The organism is Pseudoalteromonas sp. 2CM32C (assembly GCF_023161925.1).
GTDB classification, from domain to species: domain Bacteria; phylum Pseudomonadota; class Gammaproteobacteria; order Enterobacterales; family Alteromonadaceae; genus Pseudoalteromonas; species Pseudoalteromonas marina.
The window spans coordinates 387,690-411,269 of sequence record NZ_JALNTI010000001.1 but is presented as its reverse complement, the minus strand read 5'-3'; the positions used below and the strand labels follow the sequence as shown (position 1 = coordinate 411,269).

The 23,580-nt window shown below is 39.8% G+C and carries 27 protein-coding genes; 13 read left to right on the top strand and 14 right to left on the bottom strand.

The features are described from left to right. Positions 1 to 4 precede the first annotated feature (4 nt). The 10 genes from MTF67_RS01960 (at position 5) to MTF67_RS01915 (ending at position 9,948) form a co-directional block, all read left to right on the top strand. Positions 5 to 628 (top strand): 3'-5' exonuclease, encoded by a 624-nt coding sequence (locus MTF67_RS01960; RefSeq protein ID WP_248518558.1) that lies wholly within the window; start codon positions 5 to 7, stop codon positions 626 to 628. Positions 629 to 687: 59 nt separating this feature from the next. Further along, on the top strand, positions 688 to 1,365 hold the full coding sequence (locus MTF67_RS01955; protein ID WP_248518557.1) for a hypothetical protein: 678 nt from the start codon (positions 688 to 690) through the stop codon (positions 1,363 to 1,365). 140 nt (positions 1,366 to 1,505) lie between these two features. Beyond that, positions 1,506 to 2,231, top strand: coding sequence for an SIMPL domain-containing protein (locus MTF67_RS01950; protein WP_248518556.1), 726 nt, complete (start codon positions 1,506 to 1,508; stop codon positions 2,229 to 2,231). A 26-nt stretch (positions 2,232 to 2,257) separates the two neighbouring features. Further along, positions 2,258 to 2,518 carry a hypothetical protein gene (locus tag MTF67_RS01945; RefSeq protein ID WP_248518555.1) on the top strand — a complete coding sequence of 87 codons (261 nt, stop codon included), beginning with the start codon at positions 2,258 to 2,260 and terminating at the stop codon, positions 2,516 to 2,518. Positions 2,519 to 2,683: 165 nt separating this feature from the next. Next, the gene (gene epd / locus MTF67_RS01940) at positions 2,684 to 3,700 is read left to right on the top strand and encodes an erythrose-4-phosphate dehydrogenase (protein WP_006791866.1); all 1,017 of its coding nucleotides are present in this window, start codon (positions 2,684 to 2,686) and stop codon (positions 3,698 to 3,700) included. A 69-nt stretch (positions 3,701 to 3,769) separates the two neighbouring features. Then, a complete protein-coding gene (locus MTF67_RS01935; RefSeq protein ID WP_006791867.1) occupies positions 3,770 to 4,945 on the top strand; it encodes a phosphoglycerate kinase in 1,176 nt (391 codons plus the stop codon). A 200-nt stretch (positions 4,946 to 5,145) separates the two neighbouring features. Then, positions 5,146 to 6,210 carry a class II fructose-bisphosphate aldolase gene (gene fba / locus MTF67_RS01930; RefSeq protein ID WP_006791868.1) on the top strand — a complete coding sequence of 355 codons (1,065 nt, stop codon included), beginning with the start codon at positions 5,146 to 5,148 and terminating at the stop codon, positions 6,208 to 6,210. 598 nt (positions 6,211 to 6,808) lie between these two features. Continuing rightward, positions 6,809 to 7,498, top strand: a complete 690-nt coding sequence (phoB, locus tag MTF67_RS01925; protein ID WP_006791869.1) for a phosphate regulon transcriptional regulator PhoB — start codon at positions 6,809 to 6,811, stop codon at positions 7,496 to 7,498. A 59-nt stretch (positions 7,499 to 7,557) separates the two neighbouring features. Continuing rightward, the gene (gene phoR, locus MTF67_RS01920) at positions 7,558 to 8,889 is read left to right on the top strand and encodes a phosphate regulon sensor histidine kinase PhoR (protein WP_248518554.1); all 1,332 of its coding nucleotides are present in this window, start codon (positions 7,558 to 7,560) and stop codon (positions 8,887 to 8,889) included. Between the two features lie 90 nt (positions 8,890 to 8,979). After that, a complete protein-coding gene (locus tag MTF67_RS01915) occupies positions 8,980 to 9,948 on the top strand; it encodes a phosphate ABC transporter substrate-binding protein (RefSeq protein ID WP_006791871.1) in 969 nt (322 codons plus the stop codon). Positions 9,949 to 10,018: 70 nt separating this feature from the next. Here the strand turns inward: MTF67_RS01915 and MTF67_RS01910 are convergent, their stop codons facing one another. The 8 genes from MTF67_RS01910 to sfsA form a co-directional block, all read right to left on the bottom strand. Further along, positions 10,019 to 10,255 carry a hypothetical protein gene (locus MTF67_RS01910; protein ID WP_006791872.1) on the bottom strand — a complete coding sequence of 79 codons (237 nt, stop codon included), beginning with the start codon at positions 10,253 to 10,255 and terminating at the stop codon, positions 10,019 to 10,021. A 28-nt stretch (positions 10,256 to 10,283) separates the two neighbouring features. Continuing rightward, positions 10,284 to 11,132, bottom strand: a complete 849-nt coding sequence (gene panC, locus MTF67_RS01905) for a pantoate--beta-alanine ligase (protein ID WP_010555769.1) — start codon at positions 11,130 to 11,132, stop codon at positions 10,284 to 10,286. Beyond that, positions 11,132 to 11,926, bottom strand: coding sequence for a 3-methyl-2-oxobutanoate hydroxymethyltransferase (panB, locus tag MTF67_RS01900; RefSeq protein WP_006791874.1), 795 nt, complete (start codon positions 11,924 to 11,926; stop codon positions 11,132 to 11,134). Before panB ends, panC begins: the two co-directional genes overlap by 1 nt. Positions 11,927 to 11,957: 31 nt before the next feature. After that, a complete protein-coding gene (gene folK / locus MTF67_RS01895; RefSeq protein WP_058428428.1) occupies positions 11,958 to 12,443 on the bottom strand; it encodes a 2-amino-4-hydroxy-6-hydroxymethyldihydropteridine diphosphokinase in 486 nt (161 codons plus the stop codon). 4 nt (positions 12,444 to 12,447) lie between these two features. Next, positions 12,448 to 13,875 (bottom strand): polynucleotide adenylyltransferase PcnB, encoded by a 1,428-nt coding sequence (gene pcnB / locus MTF67_RS01890; protein ID WP_006791876.1) that lies wholly within the window; start codon positions 13,873 to 13,875, stop codon positions 12,448 to 12,450. A gap of 187 nt (positions 13,876 to 14,062) precedes the next feature. Further along, the gene (gene gluQRS, locus MTF67_RS01885; RefSeq protein ID WP_248518553.1) at positions 14,063 to 14,965 is read right to left on the bottom strand and encodes a tRNA glutamyl-Q(34) synthetase GluQRS; all 903 of its coding nucleotides are present in this window, start codon (positions 14,963 to 14,965) and stop codon (positions 14,063 to 14,065) included. 18 nt (positions 14,966 to 14,983) lie between these two features. Next, positions 14,984 to 15,427 carry an RNA polymerase-binding protein DksA gene (gene dksA, locus MTF67_RS01880; protein ID WP_006791878.1) on the bottom strand — a complete coding sequence of 148 codons (444 nt, stop codon included), beginning with the start codon at positions 15,425 to 15,427 and terminating at the stop codon, positions 14,984 to 14,986. A gap of 306 nt (positions 15,428 to 15,733) precedes the next feature. Beyond that, positions 15,734 to 16,453, bottom strand: a complete 720-nt coding sequence (gene sfsA, locus MTF67_RS01875) for a DNA/RNA nuclease SfsA (protein ID WP_138740512.1) — start codon at positions 16,451 to 16,453, stop codon at positions 15,734 to 15,736. Positions 16,454 to 16,568: 115 nt separating this feature from the next. Between sfsA and pepB the strand changes: the two genes are divergently transcribed. Both pepB and MTF67_RS01865 read left to right on the top strand, forming a co-directional pair. After that, entirely contained in the window at positions 16,569 to 17,864 is a 1,296-nt protein-coding gene (gene pepB / locus MTF67_RS01870) for an aminopeptidase PepB (RefSeq protein ID WP_058428430.1), read from the top strand. Positions 17,865 to 18,046: 182 nt separating this feature from the next. After that, positions 18,047 to 18,613, top strand: a complete 567-nt coding sequence (locus MTF67_RS01865; RefSeq protein ID WP_006791881.1) for a phosphoribosyltransferase family protein — start codon at positions 18,047 to 18,049, stop codon at positions 18,611 to 18,613. Positions 18,614 to 18,708: 95 nt separating this feature from the next. Here MTF67_RS01865 and MTF67_RS01860 read toward each other — a convergent pair whose 3' ends face one another. Then, positions 18,709 to 19,365: a Crp/Fnr family transcriptional regulator gene (locus MTF67_RS01860; RefSeq protein ID WP_010555776.1), complete on the bottom strand. Its 657-nt coding sequence runs from the start codon at positions 19,363 to 19,365 to the stop codon at positions 18,709 to 18,711. Between the two features lie 383 nt (positions 19,366 to 19,748). On the opposite strand from MTF67_RS01860, the gene MTF67_RS01855 reads away from it, so the two are divergent. After that, positions 19,749 to 20,000 carry a YgjV family protein gene (locus MTF67_RS01855; RefSeq protein WP_008130966.1) on the top strand — a complete coding sequence of 84 codons (252 nt, stop codon included), beginning with the start codon at positions 19,749 to 19,751 and terminating at the stop codon, positions 19,998 to 20,000. Between the two features lie 53 nt (positions 20,001 to 20,053). Here the strand turns inward: MTF67_RS01855 and MTF67_RS01850 are convergent, their stop codons facing one another. From MTF67_RS01850 to MTF67_RS01830, 5 genes are all read right to left on the bottom strand, one after another. Next, a complete protein-coding gene (locus MTF67_RS01850; RefSeq protein WP_248518552.1) occupies positions 20,054 to 20,731 on the bottom strand; it encodes a FlgO family outer membrane protein in 678 nt (225 codons plus the stop codon). A gap of 117 nt (positions 20,732 to 20,848) precedes the next feature. Next, positions 20,849 to 22,522 carry an amidohydrolase gene (locus MTF67_RS01845; protein ID WP_248518551.1) on the bottom strand — a complete coding sequence of 558 codons (1,674 nt, stop codon included), beginning with the start codon at positions 22,520 to 22,522 and terminating at the stop codon, positions 20,849 to 20,851. A 167-nt stretch (positions 22,523 to 22,689) separates the two neighbouring features. Further along, entirely contained in the window at positions 22,690 to 22,926 is a 237-nt protein-coding gene (locus MTF67_RS01840; protein ID WP_008130970.1) for a calcium-binding protein, read from the bottom strand. A gap of 8 nt (positions 22,927 to 22,934) precedes the next feature. Then, positions 22,935 to 23,171 carry an EF-hand domain-containing protein gene (locus tag MTF67_RS01835; protein WP_248518550.1) on the bottom strand — a complete coding sequence of 79 codons (237 nt, stop codon included), beginning with the start codon at positions 23,169 to 23,171 and terminating at the stop codon, positions 22,935 to 22,937. 180 nt (positions 23,172 to 23,351) lie between these two features. After that, on the bottom strand, positions 23,352 to 23,579 hold the full coding sequence (locus MTF67_RS01830; RefSeq protein ID WP_008130972.1) for a hypothetical protein: 228 nt from the start codon (positions 23,577 to 23,579) through the stop codon (positions 23,352 to 23,354). Position 23,580 lies beyond the last annotated feature (1 nt).

The following is a 23,580-nucleotide window of genomic DNA, read 5'->3' as shown; positions in this document are numbered from 1 at the left end:
TCTCATGGTAAAAATGTTACTTACGCGGTATATAAAGCGCCGTCAATTACTAGCAAAAAATGCATTCTCGCAGCGCTATTTGGTGATTGATTTAGAGCTCACAGGGCTTGACTCGAAACAGCACGAAATAGTGTCGGTTGCATGGGTTGTAATTGATAACCAATGTATAAAAATGAGCGAGTCGCAGCATTTTATTAATAAAGACGTAAAAAGCCTTGAACAAAGCCCGGTTTTTCATGGTATTAGTACTGACTCGGTGGCACAAGGGAAAAGCCTACAGAGTATTTTAATGTCTTTAAGCGCTCACTTTAGTGACTGCATTTTAGTATTTCATAATGCCATGCTTGACTGGGGCTTTTTAAAGTTAGCACTAAAAAATGCAGGGGTCACCCAGCGGCCTAAGCTGATCATCGATACCCTACAAATAGAAAAAAAGCGCTTACTGCAACACGCAAGCGATATAAAATTAGATGATTTAACCTTAAATGAATGCCGTAATCGCTACGATTTACCAAGCTATCATTGCCATCATGCGCTTACCGATGCACAAGCCACTGCTGAGCTGTTATTGGCCCAATGCCACCAAATAGGCGCCGGTAAAGAGTTAACGTTAAGAGCACTAGTTTAACAAAGCTATTTCACTTACGTATAATTTTGTTAAACTCAATTTTTTTAAAAGGATTTATTATGGTAATTGAAGCCGCCAGTAAGTATTACAACCAGTTAAACAATGACCTCAAAGCAGTCAAAAAGTACATTCACAATAATTTTGGTGTGTTTCTTACTATTCTTTACTTACTGGGTAGTTTATCAGGTGTTGTGTATCTTTACGTTTTACTTAATAACTTTTCGATTGATGTGTTCAACTTTATTGAAATAAGTGACTTTTTACTGGCACTGATTTCAAATCCTTTACTTATTACTATTTATACTACGCTCATCGTTTTAATAGCTATTTATTTAAATTGGCGCTCAGGACACATGCCAGATCCTAGTAAAACAACCGTGTTAAAAAAACTTTATTATGGCTTTGGTTACCCGCTCTATTTATTAAAACCTAGTTACTCAGTAATGTTATTTTTAGCACTTATAATATCTATATACCCTACTATGTTGGCGTATTCACACAGTAAAGACATAATAAATGAAAGAACAATGAGTTATCACTTATCATTAAATTATCCAATTGCTAAGAGCAAAGTAACTCAACTTCAAAATGTTCAAATAGTAGCCTCAACAATGGGGAATTTATTTGTTTATGATAATAAACAAGATAAGTTACTTATTATTTCACAAGAAAATATTTCAGCATTAATACCTAATGAAAATAAAGAAAAAACGGTTAGCTCAGAGTCAAAAGAGTAGCCTCTACATCACCCAAAAATTAGCTAATTTAATGAGGATACTCAGGCACGTAAGCATAAAATATTTAGCTGAAATATTATTAAATGTTACTTATAGGTGTAGGCATATAAGTCATAATTTCACTTTTACAAGGAACGAATATGAAACTTATCATCGCTATTTTTATTGCCTTATTTCCACTTGTTACGTTTGCAAATTCAAGTTTGCCGCCGAATAGACATATTGCTGTCCAGGGGAAGGGTGAGGTATTAGCTAAACCAGATCTAGCCAAAATTTCATTTGAGGTGGTTAGTATGAAAAAAGAATCACTTGATGCAAAACGTGATGTGGATGCTAGGGTTAATTTATTTTTAAACAGTTTAGATAAGTATGGGGTCGAAGAGTCGGCAGTATCAGCCTCAAATTTATTAACTACTGCTGATATGCAATATTTAGAAAGTGGTGAAGAAAAACGGGTAGGTTACATTGCTTCGCGTTCACTCAAAGTTACTATTGATGATATTAACAAGATGAATGAAATTGTTGATTTTGCATTGAGTGTAAAAATAAATGAAGTAACTAATATAGAGTTACTGTCTTCAAAAGCCAAAGAGTTGGAAGCTCAGGCTACGCAGAATGCAGTAGAAAATGCGAAAGTTAAAGGTAAAGTACTAGCGAGTTCATTTGGTGCATCTCTTGGAAATATTTATAGTATTAATTCTAATAACAATCGCTCAAATTATGGCTATCATTCAATGTATGTTGAGCGCATTGATGTGACTGGTTCGAAAATGAGTGAGTCTCCTTTTGCAGCGGGGCATTATTTAGAAATTTCTATAACATTTGAATCATCTATAAACGTGGTGTTTGATTTAGAGATAAAATAACAATTAGGGTATGAGGCATTAGAGAAATGGAATTAAATTATTTTTATATTGGGTTTGGTGTCATTGTATTACTGAACGTCATCGTTAGTATTCTTTTGATAAAGCGCGATGATTTAGAGGTTTTTCAAAAAGTGGCGCAAGTCATATTGGTCTGGTTAATTCCGTTGTTTGCTGCGGTTGGTTTGTGGTTGTTTTATCGCTCACAGGATAAGCCTAAAAGCATACCTAAAAGCTTCGGTGGAGGAACTTCCTCTGGTTCGAACACATACAATGGCAGCGGGTTATAAGCAAATTTTAACGTGTATACTTTAAGGCTATGTGGGGATTTTCAACGTTAATTTAAAGTTTCTAATCGCTCCCTCTTATAATCAGGCGCAAGGTCGATTACAATACAGGCATCTAAAAGGCACATAGCCTTTATCTGCACGCTAAAAGAGTGGATTTTATATTTCATGGCAATCAAACTTGCAATTAATGGTTTTGGTCGTATTGGTCGAAATATTGTCCGCGCGTTGTACGAGTCAGGTTTGAGCGACGAAATTAAAATTGTTGCCATTAACGAACTGGCTGACCCTGAAGCTATTGCTCATTTATTAAAATACGACACATCCCACGGTCGCTTTTCTTTTCCTGTAAAACTTGGTGAAGACACCATTAGTGTTGCAGGCGATACTATTGCACTTTTTTGTGAAGAAAACCCAGTAGAATTACCTTGGCAAACCCTTGATGTAGATGTGGTACTTGAATGTACTGGTGTTTATCATTCGCGTGAGCATGCACAGTTACACATTACGGCGGGCGCCAAAAAGGTGTTGTTTTCGCATCCGGCTGATAACGACGTAGATGCCACTATTGTTTATGGCATAAACGACGATGAGCTTAAAAGCGAGCATACTATTGTATCTAACGGCTCGTGTACCACAAACTGTGTAGTGCCAGTAATAAAAGTATTAGACGATGCCTTTGGTATTGAGTCGGGTGCTATTACCACTATTCATGCATCGATGAACGATCAACAAGTGATTGACGCGTACCATCATGATTTACGCCGTACTCGCGCCGCGAGTCAGTCTATTATTCCGGTAGATACAAAACTTGCCCGCGGTATAGACCGCATATTACCTAAATTTGAAGGTCGCTTTGAGGCCATAGCTGTTCGCGTTCCAACAATTAATGTAACGGCTATGGATTTAAGTGTAACGGTTAATGCCGATGTAGATTTAAAGGCCGTTAATAATGCACTTAAAGCACAAGCAAAAGATAGACTCGAAGGTATTTTAAGCTACACCGAAGAGCCGCTTGTATCAGTTGATTTTAATCACGATCCACATTCTTGTATTATTGATGGCACACAGACACGAGTTAGTCACAAACGGCTGATAAAGTTACTTGTTTGGTGTGATAATGAGTGGGGATTTGCAAATCGTATGCTCGATACAGCGCGTGCGATGGTTGCAGTAACTCAGTAACTTTTTATATTACTATAATAATTTAAAACGTATTTTTCAGGTTCAGTATCGTTAACTAAGGAGATATTCATGTCGGTCATAAAAATGGCAGATTTAGATTTAAACGGCAAACGCGTATTAATTCGTGAAGATTTAAATGTACCAGTTAAAGCAGGTAAAGTGACGTCAGATGCACGTATTCGTGCTGCACTACCTACTATTAAATTAGCCCTTGAGAAAGGCGCTAAAGTAATGGTTATGTCACACCTTGGCCGTCCTACGGAAGGGGAATACAACGAAGAATACTCGCTTGCCCCTGTAGCTGATTACCTAAACGATGCGCTAGCGCAAACAGTACGTCTTGAAAAAGACTACTTAAATGGCGTAGATGTAGCTGATAACGAAGTGGTTGTATTTGAAAACGTGCGTTTTAATAAAGGCGAGAAGAAAAACGATGAAGCGTTATCTAAGCAACTTGCAGCACTGTGTGATGTATATGTAATGGATGCCTTTGGTACAGCTCACCGCGCACAAGCTTCTACTCATGGTGTTGGTTTATTTGCTGATGTTGCCTGTGCAGGCCCATTACTATCGGCTGAACTTGAAGCATTAGGAAAAGCACTTGATAATCCAGCTCGCCCATTAGTGGCTATTGTGGGTGGTTCAAAAGTTTCGACTAAACTAACTGTACTAGATTCACTGTCTAAAATTGTTGACCAGCTAGTAACTGGCGGCGGTATTGCTAATACGTTTATTGCAGCTGCAGGCAATCCGGTAGGTAAATCACTTTTTGAAGCTGATTTAATGGATGAAGCAAATCGTTTATGTGCAGCAGCGAAGGCAAACGATGGTGAAATTCCAGTTCCTACGGATGTAGTGGTAGGTAATGAGTTTTCAGAGTCAGCAGTTGCTACGCTTAAAGATGTAAGCGAAGTGACTAGCGACGATATGATTTTTGATATTGGCCCAGATACCGCCAGCCAACTTGCTAAAATTATTGCAAATGCAGGCACGGTAGTATGGAATGGTCCTGTAGGTGTATTTGAGTTTGATCAGTTTGGCAACGGCACACGTGCTATTGCTCAAGCAATTGCTAATTCAAACGCATTTTCAATTGCGGGTGGCGGTGATACTTTAGCTGCAATTGATAAATACGGCATAGCCGATAAAGTTTCTTACATTTCTACCGGTGGTGGTGCGTTCTTAGAGTTTTTAGAAGGCAAAAAACTTCCAGCAGTAGAAATGCTAGAGTCACGCGCTAAATAAAGTTATTTAGCCGTGTAAAGTGAGGGGAAACCCTCACTAATCATTAATTATTAAATACCTCTCACCCTAATTTAATAATTAATGTGTACGAAGCTTAACTGCAGAGCAGTGGGTTTCGTGGTGTTATTTAAACGCCAAACTAACATATCCGTTCAAACTAGATGGCAGTGAAATGCTATCGATAAATTGGAGAATACCCAATGGCTTTAATCAGTATGCGACAACTTTTAGATCATGCAGCTGAGCATGGTTACGGCGTACCCGCTTTTAACGTGAATAACCAAGAGCAAATGCGCGCAATAATGGAAGCGGCTGACAAAACAAACAGCCCAGTAATCGTTCAAGGATCAGCAGGCGCTCGTGCTTATGCCGGTGCACCATTTATTCGCCATATGATTTTAGCAGCCGTTGAAGAATGGCCACATATCCCTGTCGTAATGCATCAAGATCACGGCACCTCGCCCGGTGTTTGTCAGCGTTCAATTCAACTTGGTTTTTCATCAGTAATGATGGATGGCTCGTTAATGAGCGATGGTAAAACGCCTTCAAGTTATGAATACAACGTTGAAGTTACTCGCGAAACAGTGGCTATGGCACATGCGTGCGGTGTATCGGTTGAGGGCGAGCTAGGTGTATTAGGTTCACTTGAAACGGGTGAAGCGGGCGAAGAAGACGGTGTAGGCGCAGAAGGCAAATTAACAACTGATCAAATGCTAACTGATCCTGAAGAAGCCGCTGACTTTGTAAATAAAACCCATGTTGATGCGCTTGCGATTGCATGTGGTACATCGCACGGGGCTTACAAATTTACGCGCCCACCAACAGATGATATTTTGGCAATTGATCGCATTAAAGCCATTCACGCACGTATTCCTAACACACATTTAGTAATGCATGGATCGTCGTCGGTACCACAGGAATGGTTAGAGATCATAAACCAGTACGGTGGCGAAATTCCTGAAACCTACGGTGTACCAGTTGAGCAAATTGTTGAAGGTATTAAGCACGGTGTTCGTAAAGTAAATATTGATACCGATTTACGTTTAGCGTCTACCGGTGCTATTCGTCGTCATATGGCGCTTAACCCATCTAACTTTGATCCACGTAAATACCTAGCAGAAGCTACAAAAGCGATGACAGAGATTTGTGTTGCGCGTTACAACTCGTTTGGAACGGCAGGACAGGCTGGTAAAATTAAACCAATTTCTCTTGATGACATGCACCTTAAGTACTTAAGCGGCGAGTTAGCACCACAGATTAAATAATCGATCGATTAAACAGATCAATGTGTAAAGGCCAGTAATATTATTACTGGCTTTTTTATTGCCTGCCAATAGCAGATCATGCAATTACCAACGGTATTAATTGGGATCACTCATTTACTAACACAGGTTGTTTTGGATCATTGCTTTACTAAGTAAACGTAATTTTTAGCTTTATTTAGCTTTATTTAGCATTAAAAATAATCTGATCTTTTTTTATTTGTACAAACAATCAACAGCTTAACTTTTTGAGTAGGTAGAGTAGTGATCTCAACATTGATCGCCTTGGTAAAAATCTGATCTTTAAAGTGAAGCTTAGTAAAATCCAGATCTATTAAAAGCTAAGTAAATACAAACAAAGGCAGACTTAGTAAAGCAATGATCTGAGTATTCGATCATATTTAAAGTTTAGTTTTTGTAAGTACTAAAAATGTCTTTATTCAATTTTTAAAATATATAAATTTGTGACAGGAGTGAGATTTTTATTATTAATTTGGCTTTTTTTTACCCCGATTTTAATTTACACGTTACACTTTCATAAAAATGTAATACTTAGTCATAATAATGAAAACTTATTCGATAGCTTAAGAGATAAATTGGAATGTCACGTAAAGTACTAGTCGTAGACGACGAAGCGCCTATCAGAGAGATGCTTGTTTTTGTATTAGAGCAAAATGGATTTCAGGCAATTGAAGCTGAAGATTATGATTCTGCTATTGCTGCAATGGTTGAGCCTTACCCTGATATGGTATTGCTTGATTGGATGTTGCCTGGCGGAAGCGGTATTCAAATTGCTAAAAAGTTTAAGCAAAACGAACACACGCGCCAAATACCTATTATTATGCTTACAGCTCGCGGTGAAGAAGAAGACAAAGTACGCGGCTTAGAAGTAGGCGCTGACGACTACGTAACTAAACCGTTTTCGCCAAAAGAATTAATGGCGCGTATTAAAGCGGTTATTCGTCGTGTGTCGCCAACCTCTTTAGAAGAAGCGATTGAAGTGCATGGCTTACGTTTAGATCCTATTTCTCATCGTGTTACTTCTGAAGGAAATGAGCTTGATATGGGCCCTACAGAGTTTAGGCTCCTTCACTTTTTCATGACTCACCCTGAACGGGTTTACAGCCGTGAACAATTGTTAGATCATGTGTGGGGAACCAATGTGTATGTGGAAGACCGTACTGTTGATGTTCATATTCGTCGTTTACGCAAAGCAATTGGTCCGTTAGGACACGATCGTTTGGTTCAAACCGTGCGTGGTGCAGGGTACCGTTTTTCAAGTAAACTATAACCTACTTAAACACCAGCTTAATTTATACGTGTATAACTACTCTAAGGTAAAGTGAGTGTATGTATCGAGTTGTTAATAAGCAGGCGTTAATAAAACGTCTGTTTATCTATTTTTTACCCTTACTATTAATTGGTGTGCTAGTTGGCGCACCTTTTTTGCTTTTATTTTTAGGCTCTTTTTCACTTCTTGTTTGGCATTATCATCAATTATACCGTTTAAGCGATTGGCTTTTAAATCAGCGCAGTTTTAACCCCCCTGAAGGCGAAGGTGCATGGGAGCAAGTGTTTGAAGGCATTTATCACCTACAACACCGTAACCGAAAAAAACGAAATGAATTGGCTGATTTAATTAGGCGATTTCGTGATGGGGCCGAAGCGGTACCCGATGCTGTTATTGTGCTTCAAACCGACTTAAGCATTGTGTGGTGCAATCAGCTAGCGCTTAAGGTACTAGGGCTGCAGTGGCCTACCGATCATGGGCAGCGCTTAGATAACTTAATACGCGAACCTAAGTTTGCAAAATATATGCACAAAGGTGATTTTGACGAAGCACTAGAACTTGATAATGGCCATGCTATTGAACAAGTGCTTGAGTTTAGGGTAATGCCCTATGCAACTACGCAGTTAATGGTTGTGGTGCGCGACGTAACCCGTTTAAAGCAGCTTGAACAAATGCGTAAAGATTTTGTTGCCAATGTATCGCATGAGCTGCGTACGCCGCTTACGGTGGTTACAGGCTACCTTGAAATGATGGACAGCGACAACTTACCGCCTCCTGCAATGTGGAATAAAGCACAATCTACCATGCTTGAGCAGTGCAAACGCATGGACAGTTTGGTCAGCCAGTTATTATCCCTTTCCCGAATAGAAGGTTCACGCCGACAAGATAACGATAAAGCAATTAATGTACCTCAGTTACTTGGTTATATTCAAACAGAAGCCCAGTCTATTAATCAAGACAAAGGCCACGAATTACTCTTTGATATAGATATCACACTCGACATAAAAGGCTCTGAAGATGAGCTGCGTAGTGCGTTTTCTAATTTAGTTTTTAACGCTATTCATTACACTAAACCCGGCGGAAAAATACAGGTTAGCTGGCTTCGTAAAAATAATACCGCTTGTTTTACTGTTGTTGATAACGGTGATGGCATTGCTGCAGAACATATTAATCGGCTGACTGAGCGGTTTTATCGTGTGGATAAAGCACGAAGCAGAACCACTGGTGGGTCTGGTTTAGGCTTGGCAATTACAAAACATGTGTTAACACGCCACGATAGTAAATTAAATATCACCAGCGAAGTTGGAAAGGGTTCTTGTTTTTCTTTTTGTTTTTCAATAGATAAGATCGTTGAACCCCAAAATAAACAACAAGTTTTGGTAAAGTCATAAAAGTGTCATTTAAGAGTCATATCATTGTCATGTACTCACTTTAGAGTGGGCAGCAGTTAGAAAATGGGACGAACAAATCGGAGAACCCACATGAAATTTAAAAATTTAGTTGCCGCAATGGGTGTGGCTGTTACAACTTTCGTATCTGCTCAAGCAGTGGCTTTAGATCAAGACATTCCTGAGTATCAAAAAATCAGCGGCGTATCAGGCAACTTTTCATCAGTAGGTTCTGACACTTTAGCTAACATGATGACGTTTTGGGCTGAAGAGTACAAACGTATTTACCCAAATGTAAACATTCAAATTCAAGCGGCAGGTTCTTCTACAGCGCCTCCAGCATTAACCGAAGGTACTGCTAACCTAGGTCCAATGAGCCGCGCAATGAAATCAAAAGAAATCGAAGCGTTTGAAAAACGTTACGGTTACAAGCCAACAGCAGTTCGTGTAGCTATTGATGCACTTGCTGTTTATGTACACAAAGATAACCCAATTGAAGGTCTTCGTATTGACCAAGTTGACGCTATTTTCTCATCAACTCGTAAGTGTGGTGCGTCAGAGCAAGTTAACCGTTGGAGCGATGTAGGCCTTGAAGGTAGCTGGGCAGCACGCGACATTCAATTATACGGACGTAACTCTGTATCAGGTACTTACGGTTACTTTAAGAAAAAAGCACTGTGTAAAGGTGACTTCCGTAATAACGTTAATGAACAGCCGGGTTCTGCATCTGTAGTACAATCAATTTCGTCTTCACTGAACGCAATTGGCTACTCAGGTATTGGTTACAAAACGTCAGGTGTACGTACTGTTCCATTGTCTAAAAAAGGCACTAACTTTGTAGATGCAACACTTGATAACGTTGCGCAAGGTAAATACCCACTTTCTCGCTTTTTATACGTGTACGTTAACAAGCACCCAAATAAAGCCTTGTCTCCGATGGAAGCTGAATTCTTAAAAATGATTCTTTCAAAAGACGGTCAACAAATTGTAGAAAAAGATGGTTATGTTCCTCTTTCTGCAAAGCTAGTTGAAGTAGAGCTTAAAAAGCTAGGTTTAAAATAATAAACCTAAGCAATAAAAAAACCGCTCATTGAGCGGTTTTTTTGTGCTTAAAATTAAACATTTTAGGGAATTAAATACCACCTAACTTTTCAGCACGTGCTTTACATTGGTTGTATGTTTCTACACATTTAGCAGAACATACTTGTTGCTTAAGCCCTTCAGCTGTTGTTTGTTGCTCGCAGGTGCTTTCGCAGCGAAAGTTTTGTTGAGCACATTGGTTCATCTCGGCATTTTCAACATGGTTTTGACAACCGGCTAAAACAGCTAAAGTGAGCGCAACCACGCTTGTTTTTATTAATATATGCATTTTTAATCCTTAAAGTAAGCTCAATAAATTAAATATCGACCTGCATGTTGTCAATTAATCTCACAGAGCCTAAAAAGGCGGCGGCTAAAATAACAAAATGGTTATCATCGAGTGTAGCAGTTTTTAAGGTATCTCGTTGAGCTATCTCAAAATAGTCTGGCTTTAAGCCTGCTTGCTCTAGGCTTTGTTTAGCATGTGCTTTAAGCGAAGTGAAATCTTTATTACCTTGCTTAAGCTGCTCGGCACACTGGCCTAACGCTTTAAATAAAGCAGTTGCTGTTGTTTTTTGCTCTGCTGATAGGTAGCCATTACGTGAACTCATAGCAAGCCCTGATACTTCTCGCATGGTGGGTACACCAATAATTTCAACAGGCATAGATAGGTCGCGAGCCATCGTTTTAATCACTTGCAGTTGTTGAAAGTCTTTTTCACCAAAGCAAGCGTAGTCAGGTTGCACTAGGTTAAATAGCTTAGTCACAACAGTTGCAACGCCTTTAAAGTGCCCTGGGCGCGAACCACCACAGTAACCAAGCGACACACCTGGTACGTCAACAAAGCTTTGCTCACCAAGGCCATTTGGATAAATTGTGCTTACACTTGGTGTAAATACAATATCAGTACCTAATTCTGCAAGGCCTTGTTTGTCCTCTGATAATGTACGTGGGTAGTTATCTAAATCTTCGTTAGCGCCAAATTGCATTGGGTTTACAAAAATACTAACAACCACTTTATCAGCTAAGGTTTTTGCTTTTTCAACGAGTGAAAAGTGTCCTCGGTGTAAATTGCCCATTGTTGGCACAAACGCCACACTCAAGCCCGCTTGTCGCCATGCTTTAATTTGACTACGTAATGATTTAATTTCAGTAATTGACTGCATTATTTAAACTCATGTTCAGCACTTGGAAAAGCGCCACTTTTTACATCGGTACAATATTTTTGAACGGCCGCTGGCATGTTGCCAGTTTCTAGCAAAAAGTTTTTTGAAAATTTTGGAATATAACCTGCCGAAATACCCACTAGGTCGTGCATTACTAATATTTGACCGTCGGTCACATTACCAGCACCAATGCCTATGGTTGGAATACTAAGCGCATCAGTAATACGTTTTGCCAATGCACTCGGAATACACTCTAGTACTAATAGTTGTGCGCCAGCGGCTTCAAGTGCTTTTGCATCATCAATCATCTTTTGTGCTTTGTCTTCTTCGCGGCCTTGGATTTTAAAGCCGCCAAATACGTGCACAGATTGAGGGGTAAGGCCTAAGTGCCCACACACAGGAATACCTTGTTGAGTAAGCGCTTTAATACTGTCGTAAAGCCATTCACCACCTTCAAGTTTAACCATGTTTGCACCAGCGCGCATAAGTTCTGCGGCATTTTTACAGGTGTCGTTAACGCTTGAATATGTCATAAATGGCATGTCAGCAATAACAAATAATTCACGGCTTCCTGCACGCACGCAGCGCGTATGATAAGCAATATCTTGGTTGGTTACGCCAAGCGTATCATCACCGCCTTGTAGCACCATACCTAATGAATCACCGACTAAAATAACGTTAACGCCATTATCATGAAATAACTTTGCAAAGCTTGCATCGTAAGCAGTTAAAGCTGTGATTTTGTTATTTTCTGCTTTCATTTTATTTAAAGTAGAAACGGTTATTTTAGACATAATATTCCTCGCAGGCATAAGCCTTGGTTAATTACAGAGGTAATTGTTGTAAGTCGTTGAGCGGTAAATTAGTTGCAATGGTTTTTAGTGCAATGCCGCTGGGTAAAATAAGTTCTGGCGCAAGTTCAAGCAGTGGATACACCACAAACTCGCGTTCGTTCAAGCCATAATGGGGCACAGTTAAGCGTGCAGTATTAATAATTTTATTACCAAACAAAAGGGTATCTATGTCTAGCGTTCGAGGACCCCAACGTTCGGCTTTTCTAACACGGCCGTGCTCTAGTTCAATTTTTTGTGTTAAATCAAGTAGCTGTTCTGGTTCAAGATGTGTATTAATACATGCAACTGCGTTAATGTAGTCGGGTTGGTCTTGCGGTCCCATGGGTTTACTTGCGTAATAGTGAGACACGCTTACAAACTCGCTATGCGGCAGTTTTTTAAGTGCCGCAATCGCATTATCAAGCTGTTGTTTAGGCGAGTTTAAGTTAGCACCTAACCCTAAATAAACACAGTTCATGTTATTACTCAGCTGGCTTTCTTGGTGCGCGGCGACGAGAGCGTTTACGCGGCTTTGGACCACCTTGATGACCTAAGTTTTTAACCATGTCTTTTTGACCGTTAATATCTTGGCTAAGGTATTGAGTCCACCACTGTGCAAGTTCTTTATGCTCAGTTTCACCCGCATCAACGCGCAATAATAAAAAGTCGTAAGCGGCTTTAAAGCGCGGTTGTTGCGTTAACCTGTAAGCACGTTGGCCTGCACGTTTATCTAAACGGTGCTGGATATGCCAAATATCGCGCGCACCCAACGTAAAGCGTTTTGGAACTGCAATATGTTGTGCGCTTTCGCTAAGTACTTTATTCATTGCTTGTGCAAAGGCATCGTATTCGCTAAGTTGTTCTTCGGCTTGAAGCTTTTTGGTTATTGCTAAAAGTGGGAACCATAATAGCGCGGCAAAAATAAATGCAGGCGTTACTTTTTTATCTGCATTTATGCGTTTATCGGTATTTTGAAACATTTGCTGAACAAAGGCTTGTTCTAAACCATTTGGGTTGGCTTCTAAAATTTTATCTAGCGCAGGAAATAATGCACGGAAAAGCCCGTACTGGCGAAGCATTAAAAAGTTAGCTTCAGCTTTACCGTTTAAAAACAGTTTAAGCACTTCTTCAAACAAACGCGCCGGTGGAATGTTATCAAGTAAGCTGGCAAGCTCGCTGATCGGCTTTTCGCTATTAGGCGCAATGCTCATATCAAGCTTTGTTGCAAATCGAACTGCGCGTAACATACGCACTGGATCTTCACGGTAGCGTGTTTCAGGGTCGCCAATAAGCTCTATTTGTTTTGCTTTAATAGCGGCTAAACCATTGGCGTAATCATGAATGCTAAAATCGTTAATTGAGTAATACAGCGCGTTAATTGAAAAATCACGGCGCTCAGCATCTTCTTCAATGCTACCAAATACGTTGTCGCGTAATAATTGCCCTTCAGTACTTGATTGGCTTATTTGGTTTTTAGACTCAGGCGCTTCGTGATGACCGCGCATGGTTGCCACTTCAATAATTTCACGGCCAAATACAATGTGAGCTAAACGAAAACGGCGACCAATTAATCTACAGTTTCTAAAAAGCTTTTTAACTTGGTCGGGCGTTGCGTTAGTGACTACATCAAAGTCTTTAGGTTGTTGACCTAACAATATATCGCGAATACAACCACCAACGAGGTAGGCATCAAAGCCACCGTCTTTTAATCGGTATAAAACTTTGATTGCATTTGGGCTAAATTGTTTACGAGAAATACCATGCTCACCGCGCGTGATTACTAATGGTTCGCTGCTTACAGAGGCAGAGGCATTTTCAGCACTCGTATTTGGGCCGATTATCTGTCGGCAAAATTGAAAAAGCTTGGAAATAATAATCCGTCTCCTAGAAGGTGTTGATTGGCCTTTCATCGCAATCAAAAATAACCGCAAATAGTGGTGTTAAACCCCAATACTCACCGTCTTACTCAAATAGCACATATTTAGGCGGCTATCATATACCAGCAGGGTTTAAAAATTAAGTTGATGTGTTGAAATTAAGCTGTTTTTAACGATTTTATTTACACAGTTTAGTAAATTGCTTGGCTTAACTTGTTTGCTACTGAGAAATTTGTATTTCAGCGACTTGCGGCACTTGTTTTAACTCAAAGGTATTTATGCCCCATTCAATGAGTTGCTCAGTAGTTAAATCCATTAAATTGGCATGAGTTGGCAAGCCTAAAAATTCAAAGGCACTTATCAATGCGGGTTTTGGTTCTGCTTTACTAATTGCAGGAGCGTAGTTTTGTTTAGATAGTTTAAAACCGGGCTTGGCAACGGCTAAAGGTAAGTGAGCAAACTCAGGAATAGGGTGATTAAGTTGTTTAAATAAACTGATTTGCCGTGCTGTTGGCTTAATTAAATCGGCGCCTCTAACAATCCTATTTATCCCTTGATCAATATCGTCTACAACAACCACTAATTGGTAGGCGAATAAGCCATCACTGCGCTTTATTATATAATCTTCGTGTGCCAGCTCGCTACTAACACTAATATCACCTTGAATCAGATCGTTAAAGTGTGTGGTTGCATGGCATTGTGTTAATCGTAGTGCGCCTGTATCGGTTGGGTGGCCAAGGTTTTTACACTGGCCTTGGTAAATTCCACCCAATGCTTTTATTTGTTTTCGGCTACAGTGGCAAGCATAAACACATTGTTGATTTTCAAGGGAGCTGACTACGTCTTGGTATAAATCGAGCCGCTTAGTTTGATAAACAACTGATTCATCCCAGTGGAGGCAATAGGCTTGTAAGGTATTTAGAATATCGGTGTCGGCATTTTTCACCACTCGAGTGGTGTCTATATCCTCGATACGGACGAGCCAAGACCCTTTATTTGCTTTTGCATCAAGGTAACTGCCCACAGCCGCAACAAGTGAGCCAAAATGAAGTGGCCCAGAAGGAGACGGTGCAAAACGACCGCGATAGTTGCGCATAGGCGCAGTAACGGCTGCAGGTGGCATGCTAATTAATAAGGTTAATTAGCCGCGTCCAGCTTGTTTTTCTTTAATTTCTGCAAGTGTTTTACAGTCTACGCATAAATCGGCAGTTGGTCGCGCTTCTAGGCGGCGAATACCAATTTCAATGCCACAAGATTCACAAAAGCCAAAATCATCTTCTTTAATTAAAATAATTGTTTTTTCAATTTTTTTAATTAATTTACGTTCGCGGTCACGAGTTCGAAGTTCTAAAGAAAACTCTTCTTCTTGTGCAGCGCGGTCAACTGGGTCAGGAAAGTTAGCAGCTTCGTCTTGCATATGCGATTTTGTACGATCAACTTCGTTACGTAAATCGTTACGCCAAGTTTCTAAAATCGTTTTGAAATGAGCACGTTGTGCTTCATTCATATACTCTTCGCCTGGTTTTTCTTGGTATGGTTCTAAACCGGCTTGAGCCAATAAACCATGTTTCTTTTGGTCTGGCATAACTCTCTCCTAAATCCTTAATTTAATGCCTCAGCATTAGCCGGCGGTATAAATAACAGAAACTTATACCCTAGGCAAATTTATTTTTAATTATTCGAATTAGCTTCAACCATGCTTTGCGAGTAAAAAGTGCGTTAAATGAGGGTGCTTATTTAACTAACTTACTGGTTTGTAAAACTTGCCTATATATGAGGGCAAAACTTTAAAAAACAAGTTTAACTCTGGAATTGATTTTTATTGCTTCAATCTTTTCATCGCGTTGTTTGTTCTAATTACAATTACTGAGCTTAATGATTGGGTTATACATTAAGCTACAAATGCTATTTTTTTATGAAGAACGACTTCGTTTGCGCAAATAAGTGCTTTATAAGCGATAACTTCAACACCGCCATCGATGGCTTGTTGTAAAAGCGCTGCGTATTTTTCATCAATATGCGCCGCCGCGCTGACAATATTTATACCCTCATGCAAAACAGCGAACAGTAGTACGGCGCGATGGCCTAATTCGACCACTTCAATAAGTTCGCGAAGGTGTTTTTGTCCACGCAGTGTTTGTGCATCCGGAAAATAACCTTGGCCGCTGTGTGGATCATCTTGGCTTATTAAAGTGACCGATTTAACTTCAACGTAGCAGCTTGGTTTGTTTGGGGTTGTGAGTAAAAAGTCGATTCGGCTATTTTCACTGCCGTATTTAACTTCACTTTGAAGTTGCTCATAGCCTGTTAGTTCATCAATCACTTTATGATTAATCGCTTCTTCTACTACTTTATTGGCTACCGCTGTATTAACACATATTAATTGCCCTAAATTGTTTTTGGTCAGCTCTAATGAATGTGGATATTTTCGTTTTGCGTTATCGCTGGTTGAATAAAAAGCAGTAAAACCTGGTTCGGCGCAGCCGGTCATTTTTCCGGTGTTAGCACAATGGGCGGTAAACTCAGCGCCATTGTTTAGTTTTAAATCAGCTAAAAAGCGCTTGTAGCGTTTTAATAGTGTGGCTGATTGCAGTGCAGGTGTGTACTTCATGGTTGTGTCCAATGCGGTTAAATAGCGTGATAGGGGTTATTTATCTCAAGCTGTTGGGAACTTAGGCGCACTATAGTAAACTCAACAGCACATTTAAGTGCAAGGATATTCTAACATGAGTGAAAAATTTGTTGTTCAACTAAGCGAACACGCAGCACCGAGTCATTGGGGCGAAAGCGCAACGTTGTCTTTTAACGAGCGTGGCGCAACCGTTCATTTATCTGAGCAAGAAACATTAAAAAATGTTCAAAAAGCAGCGCGTACAATTGCTAATCAAGGTGTTAAGCATGTTGAGCTTGCGGGCGACACGTGGTGCACTGAAAGCCAATGGGCTTTTTACCAAGGCTTTGTAACACCAAAAATGTTAAATGGTGTTGAATTTGTTGATAACGCACAGTCAGATCTTAAAGAACTTGCGCATTTAAAAAGCTCAGCAACATGGGCGCGTGAAATGGTTAATGGCACCGCAGACGATATATACCCTGAAAGTCTTGCTGAAAAAGCAGCTGAGTTTATTCAATCGCTTGCGCCAGAGCACGTAAGCTATCAAATAATTAAAGGTGATGCGTTATTAGAGCAGCAATGGATTGGTATTCATGCTGTTGGTCGTGGAAGTGTTCGCCCTCCGGTATTGTTAGAGCTTGATTACAACCCAACAGGCGACGATAACGCACCCGTTAGTGCAGCCCTTGTGGGTAAAGGTATTACGTTTGATTCGGGCGGTTATTCAATTAAATCAAGCGAAGGCATGCTAGGAATGAAGTGCGATATGGGCGGTGCTGCAACAGTAACGGCTGGTTTAGCACTTGCTATTAATCGTGGCATAGAAAAGCGCATTAAATTATTTTTATGTTGTGCTGAGAACTTAATTTCTGGCCACGCTTACAAATTAGGCGACATTCTTACTTACAAAAATGGCACAACCGTTGAAATTGTAAATACTGATGCAGAAGGGCGTTTAGTGCTTGCCGATGGCTTAATGGCTGCAGGTGAAACAGGCGCGCCTTTAATTATTGACGCTGCAACATTAACGGGTGCAGCGTTGGTTGCTGTTGGTCAAGAATACAATGCGTTGTTTGCACTAGATAAAGAGCTAGCGCGTGAGGTTGAAGGTTTTGCATCTCAAGAAATGGAAGCCGCTTGGCCATTACCACTTGAAAAGTGGCACCAACAAAACTGCCCATCACCTTATGCTGATACGGCGAACAGCCGAGCGCAAAAAGGGGGCGGCTATGGTGGTGCGTCAAATGCGGCTGGCTTCTTATCACGCTTTGTGCCAAACGATGGCCAAGGTTGGGTACACATTGATTTAGCTGCGGCATTTAACATGGGTAGCACGAGCCAATGGGCTGCTGGCGCAACAACACAAGGTATGCGCACGGTTGCTCGTACGTTGCTAGAAAAAGCATAATATTAACTAAGTTAGGCTTTTTATATTTAAATTAGGCACCGTTTGGTGCCTTTTTTGATCTACAAGCAAGCAATTTTATTTAATTTACGGTAAAATCCATCGCCAATACCTGTTTGAGTGGCTAAGTTGGTTTTACTCTAAACTACGCTCAAATATAATATCCACCACTGGGGTTTCTAACTATGTCAGATAAGTGCTATATCACAGCTCAACAGTTACTTGAAGATTCATTCCGCGTAGCGGCACAAGTATACAAAGACGGCTTTCGTCCTGATTTTATTATAGGTATTTGGCGAGGTGGTGCACCAATTGGTATTGCTGTGCAAGAATATTACGATTACAAAGGTATTGAAACTGACCACATTGCAGTGCGTACATCGTCTTATTACGGTATTGGCCAGCAATCAAAAGAAATTAAAGTACACGGCTTACATTACATTGTAGAAAACGCTAATGCGGGTGATTCTCTGCTTATTGTTGATGATGTATTTGACTCAGGGCGCAGTATTGTTGCACTAAAAGAAAAGCTTTCAGAACTAATGCGCTTAAATTTACCGCGCGATATTCGAATTGCTTGCCCATACTACAAACCAAAAAATTCAAAAGTAGATACCGTGCCTGATTACTACATTCATGAGTCGGAAGAATGGTTAGTATTCCCGCATGAATTGTCGGGTTTAACACCGGATGAAATTATTGAAGGTAAATCTGACTTAGTAAAAATTCACGATATTTTGTTAGAAGATTAATACAACGAGTGCATCGAATGCATATTTAGCCTTACGAACGTGTTATTCGTTTTTAGGGCAATAAAAAAGGCCTTAATTGGCCTTTTTTTGTGTGCTTAGAGTTGTGCAAAGCTGTCTACATATTCACTAAGCATTGGAATATCGACCGCTTGTAAACCATTAGTACTTCTTTGCACTAGGCCTTTTTCTACTAACTCTGTTACAACACGCCTGTAAGCTCGCTCAGTGGTTGCAAAACGTTCTGCCTCTGCGTTTACCGTTGGGTAGGCTCTAAGTAGGGTAGGGTTGCTATTCTCGGCTCTCAGCAGGCAATCTTTAGCTATATTGTAACTAAGTGGCAGTAATAACTTATCTAAGTTGATTTTTTGATTTTCTTGAAACTTAGCCGCAATAGTTTGTGCTGTGTATAAACTTAGCTCTGGTTTTTCGAGCAATAATGCACGCCAATGTCTTAATTCAATCAGGTTGTAAGTCACATCACTAAAACACGTTACCGTATAAATACACGGATTGTTGTTAAGTGCTTCTATTTCACCTATCAGGGTATTATTACAATCCAGTTGTCCTAGCAGCAGGCGTCGTCCGTTTCCTACGTCATAACTAAATGACACAGTGCCGCTGCGCACAAGCACAAGCTTGCTTAAAGGCTGATCTTGATGGATCAGCACTTCTTTTTTTGATTGTTGATAACTACTACCTGCAAAGGTTAATAGCTGTTCAACAAGATAACTAGAAAAATGGTATTGAAACATCAATATGCTCTTCGGACATTTGTCCTATTTATTATGTTTTAATGACGGTAGCATTAACACATTAAGAATTTACGCTAACTTGCTACTAATACTTTTAGCTTTGCTATGGGTATTATTTTACCTTCATTTCCCGTGTAATGATTTAAGAATTTGTTGGTTTTTTTGCCGGCAAACTTTTTCAGGTTTTTAAGCAAGTTAGCTTTTTATTTACGTACGTCACTTCGCTTAATTATTAATATGAGAGAGCTACCCTCTTACTAGCCAATTATTTTCAAAATCTAAATAACGCTCATAATTAAGCAAAGTGCTATTACTTTGCAATACTTACAACTGTAATAAGTTAGCATTAGTGTAATGCTAACCCAAAGGTTAGGAGAGAACAATTGAGTTGGGAATATTTAGGCTATATTGCGTCAGCTTTATTGGTTGCATCACTCACTATGACCGATGTAGTAAAGCTTCGTTGGTACAACATGTTAGGATGTATTGTGTTTACGGCTTACGGTGTAGCCATTGGTGCTGTTCCCGTTGTTTTTACCAACGCGTTACTGGCATTGGTTAACTTGTATCACATTATAAAATTATACCGTCAGCCAAAAGCTGTTCAGCCAGAGGCACAGCAGCCAAAAAGCTAAATGACATGATGTGTATTAAAAAAGGGTTAACGTGCGTTAACCCTTTCATGTATTTACTGAATAGCGTCTAACATTATCCCATCTGTTTTACGTGTTGGATATAAAGATTCAACAATGAAGCTAGGTATAAAGCCTTTAGCGGAAGAGACTACAACCTTAGATTTTGCACCTATAATGCGAGCATTAACAATCACGCCTCTGTTCGTATATGTAATGGTTCCAGATAGTGTATATTCAATATGCGGGTAGCCTTTAATTTCTTGCCCATTACGACTAAATGAAAAATCACCCATAGGTGTAACATGAACGGCACCAGTATGTTTATAGTCTACAACTGATAGCCCAAACTCTTGCAACTCAGAAATAAAACTTTCAGCTAAGTGATTGCCAAAAATATTTGTGGTTTGCAAGTTGTCGTCAAGGTTAACAAAAGATGTAATTGCTATAGGCGTACTACTATTAATGTAGTTCATGTTTTCAATTAGCTTCATGGCTAATTGCTCAGTGTAATTACTTAATAACTTACTACTGTTAACTGGCCGATAGTTATTCTCAGGGAATTGCCAATTGCTTACTCTTGGGTAATTGTTTTCTTCGTATTTAACATATGATTTGTGGTGATGCTTGTTATTGTGTGGCGCATGGCCGTTATAAATAGGGTGGGTAGAACAAGCTGATAGTGAAAGAGTAAATAGTGCCGATAAACTCAAAGTTACTTTTTTTGATAACATGCTTTCATCCTGAAACATAATAAGAAATTATAAGTACTTATGATTATCGACACGCTTTTTAATTACTTTAGTGATATTTATTAATTTATTTATCTATTTAAAACTAATGCTTTATTGTTATTCTTTTTCATAGCGCTTCATACCGGCAATCCATGTTTGTAGCACCTGGGTTTTGTATATATCTTCAACGGGTACTTTAAAGTAATCTTTATCCACTAAAATAAAGTCGGCCCATTTACCTTGCTCTAAGCTCCCTATTTTAAACTCTTGATGCGCTGCATAAGCACCGCCTAGTGTAAACGCACGTAGTGCATCTTCGCGGCTTAGTACTTCGCTTGGACGCCAGCCGTTTTCAGGCAGTTTGTTATGATCCATTCGCGTTATTGATGAATATAAACCATCAAACGGGTTTGCAAGCTCTACAGGGTAGTCAGAACCCGCAGCAACCACAGAACCTTGTTGTAAAAATGTTTGCCATGCGTATGCAAAGCTAAGTTGCTTTTCAGTTAGGCGTTGCTCTGCCATATGCATGTCAGACGTAGCGTGAACAGGTTGCATTGATGGGATAATTTTTAGTGCTTTAAATCGAGGAATATCGTCTGGTGTTACTATTTGCGCGTGCTCTATACGGTTGCGCAGTAAAATACCGCCTGTTTTTTTAAATACATTTTCGTAGGCGTCTAAAACCACACGATTGGCCTTGTCACCAATGGCATGGGTGTTGGCGGTAAAACCGTTTTTAAAGCTTTGCGTAAATAAAGCTTCGAGTTTTTCTTGGGTTTCAAGCATCAAACCATGATGGCCAGCACGGTCGGCATAATCTTCAATAAGCGCTGCGCCACGCGAGCCTAATGCCCCATCTGCATACACTTTAACACTGCGAATTTCCATAAAATCGTAGTTATCGTGATATGGCCCCGCTTTTAACATCGCTGGTAAATCTGGGCTAGCACCACTTAGCATTGCCACAATACGCAGAGGTAAATTACCTTGATCGCCGCGCTCTTTGTACACTTCCCATGTGGCTTTATCTATGCCAGCGTCATGAGTAGAAGTAATACCTAAGCTCAATAAGTGCTTTCCTGCGGCATCTAGCGAGTTGCTAATATCTTGTTTTGAAGGGGCTGGCATATGCTGAACAATTAACGACTCAGCTTTATCAACAAAAATACCGGTAGGGTGACCAAATTCATCTTTTATTACTTCACCGCCTTTTGGCGATTTTGTATCGGCGTTAATGCCCGCAAGCTCAAGTGCTTTTGAGTTAACCCAAATTGCATGGCTATCAACACGAGATAAAACAACCGGACGATCGCTTACTACTTTGTCTAAATCTTTAGCGGTAGGAAAGCGCGTATCTGGCCATAACTCTTGGTTCCAGCCTCGGCCGATGATCCAACCTTGTTTGCCTTGCGCAAATTGCTTTAGTTTATTTGTAACGTCATCAACCGACTTAGCGCCGCGTACATCAAGTTGCGATAAGTTATCTCCAAGCCCAATAACGTGGCCGTGAGCATCTATTAAGCCGGGCAGTAATGTGTTGCCTTCTGCATTTATTAATTTGGCATCTGGAAAGCTTTCTTTTAGTGTGTCGCCGCCTACTTTTACAACTTTGCCATCTTTTATAACTAAAGTGCTAAATTGCTGAAGTTCACCTTTTTGCATTTTGCCTTTATAAAGCGGGGTGTAGCCATTAGCATTATAAATAACTTTGGTTTGTGCAATGGCAAAGCTAGAGCCCGCACAAAGGCTGGCAAGTACAAGTGGTTTAAGTAATTTTTTGAGTAACATAGAACACTGTTTTGTTATTTTTAGTGCAATAACACTAGCAAACCCTTTTTTAGAATACCAACAGGATGCGATAAGCTCGTAAAATAGACAGTTAAAGCTAAGCTGGTTGCTTAGCTGTTAAATTAATTACCTAAAACCTAAAGTTAGAAAGGTTACTTATGTAAGGGCTACTTACTGGCATATAAATGGTATTCGCTCAGTGTTAGCCGGCCGTCTTTATCTTGGTCGTAACGAATAAACTTAGACCACAAGGCGGGGTCTATTGAGGCTTCAGAACGCGTTAAAAATCCGTCTTTGTTTCGGTCTATTTTTTTAAACTGGTTGTTAATAGTGTCACTTGCGGCAAAGCTTGATGCACTAAATACGGTTAGAGTGCATAAAATAAATAAGCGTATGGGGTTCATTAAAATACTCAGTAAAGATTGTTAGTAAGGTAGTTTTTAAATTCAATTAATGAAATTTGTTTGTCTTGATTTTTATCCCACATTATAAACGTGCTAAGTAACTGTGGCTGCCGCTCTAATTCGTTATGGGTAAGGTAACCGCTCTTATCTATATCAAGGTGATCAAAGCGTTGTTTTACATCAAGTGCTAAGGCATTAAAACTAAATAGCAATGCCGTGGTAGTTACAAAGCAACGTATCTTCATGGTAGTCCTTCCAAAAGGGTAATTAAGTTGTATTTAATAACGAGGTATAAAGCTTGAAAAGATAAAGCACTTGCCATAATTTAACTCCCAACATTAAATCCTTTTACACACTCCCTCAGGGATTATGGCAAATGCTTTAGTACACTTTACAAGTTAAAAGCTTAAGCAAAACTTAATCTGCTATGGCTTAAAGTTTTCAAACTCTGCTTTAGAGATCATCTCGTCGTTGTCTTCGTCTAAATCGGTAAACTGTCTAAGTAGCTCTTTATCCTGCTTAGCTTCAACAAACGAGATACTGCCGTCCATGTTTGTATCTAAGTGTGCAAATCGCACAGCCGAAGGAGAGGCCAACACTGTTGCACTAATAGCTAAAAATAATAATAAAAACGCGGCAATAAGTTGTTTCATA

Excerpts from the sequence above, each read along its gene's own strand:
- MTF67_RS01960 (WP_248518558.1), top strand. The coding sequence starts at position 5 with ATGGTAAAAATGTTACTTACGCGGTATATAAAGCGCCGTCAATTACTA.
- MTF67_RS01955 (WP_248518557.1), top strand. The coding sequence starts at position 688 with ATGGTAATTGAAGCCGCCAGTAAGTATTACAACCAGTTAAACAATGAC.
- MTF67_RS01950 (WP_248518556.1), top strand. The coding sequence starts at position 1,506 with ATGAAACTTATCATCGCTATTTTTATTGCCTTATTTCCACTTGTTACG.
- MTF67_RS01945 (WP_248518555.1), top strand. The coding sequence starts at position 2,258 with ATGGAATTAAATTATTTTTATATTGGGTTTGGTGTCATTGTATTACTG.
- epd (WP_006791866.1), top strand. The coding sequence starts at position 2,684 with ATGGCAATCAAACTTGCAATTAATGGTTTTGGTCGTATTGGTCGAAAT.
- MTF67_RS01935 (WP_006791867.1), top strand. The coding sequence starts at position 3,770 with ATGTCGGTCATAAAAATGGCAGATTTAGATTTAAACGGCAAACGCGTA.
- fba (WP_006791868.1), top strand. The coding sequence starts at position 5,146 with ATGGCTTTAATCAGTATGCGACAACTTTTAGATCATGCAGCTGAGCAT.
- phoB (WP_006791869.1), top strand. The coding sequence starts at position 6,809 with ATGTCACGTAAAGTACTAGTCGTAGACGACGAAGCGCCTATCAGAGAG.
- phoR (WP_248518554.1), top strand. The coding sequence starts at position 7,558 with ATGTATCGAGTTGTTAATAAGCAGGCGTTAATAAAACGTCTGTTTATC.
- MTF67_RS01915 (WP_006791871.1), top strand. The coding sequence starts at position 8,980 with ATGAAATTTAAAAATTTAGTTGCCGCAATGGGTGTGGCTGTTACAACT.
- MTF67_RS01910 (WP_006791872.1), bottom strand. The coding sequence starts at position 10,255 with ATGCATATATTAATAAAAACAAGCGTGGTTGCGCTCACTTTAGCTGTT.
- panC (WP_010555769.1), bottom strand. The coding sequence starts at position 11,132 with ATGCAGTCAATTACTGAAATTAAATCATTACGTAGTCAAATTAAAGCA.
- panB (WP_006791874.1), bottom strand. The coding sequence starts at position 11,926 with ATGTCTAAAATAACCGTTTCTACTTTAAATAAAATGAAAGCAGAAAAT.
- folK (WP_058428428.1), bottom strand. The coding sequence starts at position 12,443 with ATGAACTGTGTTTATTTAGGGTTAGGTGCTAACTTAAACTCGCCTAAA.
- pcnB (WP_006791876.1), bottom strand. The coding sequence starts at position 13,875 with ATGAAAGGCCAATCAACACCTTCTAGGAGACGGATTATTATTTCCAAG.
- gluQRS (WP_248518553.1), bottom strand. The coding sequence starts at position 14,965 with ATGCCACCTGCAGCCGTTACTGCGCCTATGCGCAACTATCGCGGTCGT.
- dksA (WP_006791878.1), bottom strand. The coding sequence starts at position 15,427 with ATGCCAGACCAAAAGAAACATGGTTTATTGGCTCAAGCCGGTTTAGAA.
- sfsA (WP_138740512.1), bottom strand. The coding sequence starts at position 16,453 with ATGAAGTACACACCTGCACTGCAATCAGCCACACTATTAAAACGCTAC.
- pepB (WP_058428430.1), top strand. The coding sequence starts at position 16,569 with ATGAGTGAAAAATTTGTTGTTCAACTAAGCGAACACGCAGCACCGAGT.
- MTF67_RS01865 (WP_006791881.1), top strand. The coding sequence starts at position 18,047 with ATGTCAGATAAGTGCTATATCACAGCTCAACAGTTACTTGAAGATTCA.
- MTF67_RS01860 (WP_010555776.1), bottom strand. The coding sequence starts at position 19,365 with ATGTTTCAATACCATTTTTCTAGTTATCTTGTTGAACAGCTATTAACC.
- MTF67_RS01850 (WP_248518552.1), bottom strand. The coding sequence starts at position 20,731 with ATGTTATCAAAAAAAGTAACTTTGAGTTTATCGGCACTATTTACTCTT.
- MTF67_RS01845 (WP_248518551.1), bottom strand. The coding sequence starts at position 22,522 with ATGTTACTCAAAAAATTACTTAAACCACTTGTACTTGCCAGCCTTTGT.
- MTF67_RS01840 (WP_008130970.1), bottom strand. The coding sequence starts at position 22,926 with ATGAACCCCATACGCTTATTTATTTTATGCACTCTAACCGTATTTAGT.
- MTF67_RS01835 (WP_248518550.1), bottom strand. The coding sequence starts at position 23,171 with ATGAAGATACGTTGCTTTGTAACTACCACGGCATTGCTATTTAGTTTT.
- MTF67_RS01830 (WP_008130972.1), bottom strand. The coding sequence starts at position 23,579 with ATGAAACAACTTATTGCCGCGTTTTTATTATTATTTTTAGCTATTAGT.